General features: G+C 69.4%; 2 protein-coding genes and 1 pseudogene. 2 read left to right on the top strand and 1 reads right to left on the bottom strand.

Annotation, left to right across the window (positions count from 1 at the left end):
* Positions 1-269: 269 nt before the first annotated feature.
* Positions 270-389, top strand: a pseudogene (locus ACIBFB_RS27205) (methylated-DNA--[protein]-cysteine S-methyltransferase); the annotation flags it as partial.
* Between the two features lie 268 nt (positions 390-657).
* On the opposite strand, the gene ACIBFB_RS27200 reads toward ACIBFB_RS27205, so the two are convergent.
* On the bottom strand, positions 658-1,101 hold the full coding sequence (locus ACIBFB_RS27200) for a winged helix-turn-helix transcriptional regulator (RefSeq protein WP_397235015.1): 444 nt from the start codon (positions 1,099-1,101) through the stop codon (positions 658-660).
* A gap of 130 nt (positions 1,102-1,231) precedes the next feature.
* On the opposite strand from ACIBFB_RS27200, the gene ACIBFB_RS27195 reads away from it, so the two are divergent.
* Positions 1,232-2,104, top strand: coding sequence for an aldo/keto reductase family oxidoreductase (locus tag ACIBFB_RS27195; RefSeq protein ID WP_397235013.1), 873 nt, complete (start codon positions 1,232-1,234; stop codon positions 2,102-2,104).
* The last annotated feature ends 178 nt before the right edge of the window (positions 2,105-2,282 follow it).

Below are 2,282 nucleotides of genomic sequence, written 5' to 3'. Positions count from 1 at the left end.
GCGCGCTTGATCGGTGCGGCATTCCAGGGGGTTGGCCGTACACCTTCCCGCCCTGGTCACCGCACGGGGGGTTGGGGGTCACCGTTCCTGCCCGCCCAGCCACAGGGGGCTGGGGAAGGCACGACCGACCCGCCCAGCCACACGGGGGGTTGGGCAAGGCATTCCTGTCCCGCTCAGCTACAGGGGGGGGTTGGGCAAAGCATCCCCCGTGCGCCTAGCCACAGGGGGTTCGAGGGTCACCGTCCCTGGTTGCTCGACCACAGGGGGTCGGCCGCAACCCGATCAGCATCATCGTGCCGTGCGACCGGGTGATCGGGGCCGACGGGTCCCTCACCGGCAACGCGGGCGGCCTGGAGCGCAAACGGTTCCTGCTCGCCCTGGAGGCGTAGCGGGCACGGGTCGGCTCGGGAGGAGGAGCCGCCCCTCCCGGACCCGATCCGTCCCCGGCCCCACCGGCCGGGGTAGCGGCCCACCCCAACCCTGGGGGCAAGCCAGTCGACTTCCCCACCGATGAGAGGGCGGCCGTCTCCGGCCGCCGCACCGGGGCCGCCTCCCGCAAGGTCCCGGCCTGGTCGTCTCGGTGTCGCCGAGCCCGTCGGCGGCCGACGCCGCCGATGATGATGCCGCGCCGACCCGCGCACGCCTCCACCTCGTGGTTCAGGTGGCGCGGGTGTCGTGCGCCTCGCGGTTGATGAGCACCTCGTCCATGTGCGTCTCGGCCCAGGTCTTGATGACGCGCACCGCCTGGTGCAGGGAGAGACCGAGCTCCGTCAGCTCGTAGGTGACCGTGACGGGCACGGTCGGAGTCGCCGTGCGGGTGAGGAGACCGTCGCGTTCCAGGGAGCGCAGCGTCTGGGTGAGCATCTTCTGGCTGACACCGGCCAGTTGGCGCGACAGTTCGGAGTAGCGCATCGGCCGCGGCTCGCCAGGGCCTTCGGAGCCCGGCTGATCCGAGCCGTCGCCACCCAGTGCGCACAGGATCAGCGTGGCCCACTTGTCGGAGATGCGGTCGAGCAGCTTGCGACTGGGACAGGCCGCAATGAAGGCGTCGTACTGAGACTTGCTCCGCGCCCTCTTCTGTGCCGCCGTCATCGTGGCCATCGACTGCCCCTCTCACCGGTGAGTGACTTACGCACCCTGAAGTGCCTACTTCCTATAAGGGAGTTGCCTTCCCATACTGATGCAAGGCGCCGTCAGGCACCACCCTCAGTTCGCGACGAAGGACAGGAACATGACTACGCTCTCCACTTCGCTTCCCGGCGGCACCTGGACTCTGGGCGACATGGACGTCACCCGATTCGGCTACGGCGCGATGCAGCTCGCCGGTCCCGGGGTCATGGGGCCACCGGCTGACCACGACGGCGCGGTCGCGGTGCTCCGCGAGGTCGTCGACCTCGGCATCACCCATATCGACACCGCCGGCGCCTACGGACCGCGCTTCACCAACCAGCTCATCCGTGAAGCGCTGCACCCCTACCCCGAAGCGCTGCGCGTGGTGACCAAGGTCGGTGCCGAACGCGACCGGCAAGGCGGCTGGCCTCCGGCCCGCACGCCCGGGGATGTGCGTCGCGCCGTCCACGAGAACCTCGAAGACCTCGGCCTCGACGTACTCGATCTGGTCAATCTCCGGCTCGGAGACGCGACAGGACCTCAGCCCGGCTCGCTCGCCGAGCCGTTCGAGACACTGGTCGAACTCCAGCGGCAGGGCCTGATCAAACACCTGGGCGTCAGCAACGCGACGGCGGAGCAGATCGCCGAGGCACGGGAGATCGCGCCGATCGTGTGCGTGCAGAACATGTACAACCTCGCCCACCGCCACGACGACGAGCTGATCGACGCACTCGCCGGTGAGGGCATCGCCTACGTGCCCTTCTTCCCGCTCGGCGGCTTCAGTCCGCTCCAGTCCTCGGCGCTCACGAACGTCGCCACCCGGCTGGAGGCGACACCGATGTCCGTCGCCCTCGCCTGGCTGCTGCGACGGTCGCCGAACGTCCTGCTGATCCCCGGCACCTCGTCGGCGGCGCACCTGCGCGAGAACGTCGCCGGTGCCGGACTCTCGCTCTCCGACGAGGACCTCGCCGAGCTGGACCGGATCGGCCGCTAGCGGGGCATCCGCCGGCCCGCATCGTCCCGACACACAAAAAAAGGGGGGCGCCCACCCGGGCACCCCCCAACACACACAAGAAAAAGGGGCCGCCCCATGGGCGACCCCTCCTCCAAGAAAAACCGTGGCAGCGACCTACTCTCCCACCCCACCACAGGGCAGTACCATCAGCGCAAAA

The sequence above is a fragment of the Nocardiopsis sp. NPDC050513 genome (assembly GCF_044457925.1).
Taxonomy (GTDB): Bacteria; Actinomycetota; Actinomycetes; order Streptosporangiales; family Streptosporangiaceae; genus Nocardiopsis.
This window is presented reverse-complemented; position numbering and strand designations above follow the sequence as displayed.

Coding starts and splice junctions, on each gene's coding strand:
- ACIBFB_RS27200 (WP_397235015.1), bottom strand. CDS start 1,101: ATGGCCACGATGACGGCGGCACAGAAGAGGGCGCGGAGCAAGTCTCAG.
- ACIBFB_RS27195 (WP_397235013.1), top strand. CDS start 1,232: ATGACTACGCTCTCCACTTCGCTTCCCGGCGGCACCTGGACTCTGGGC.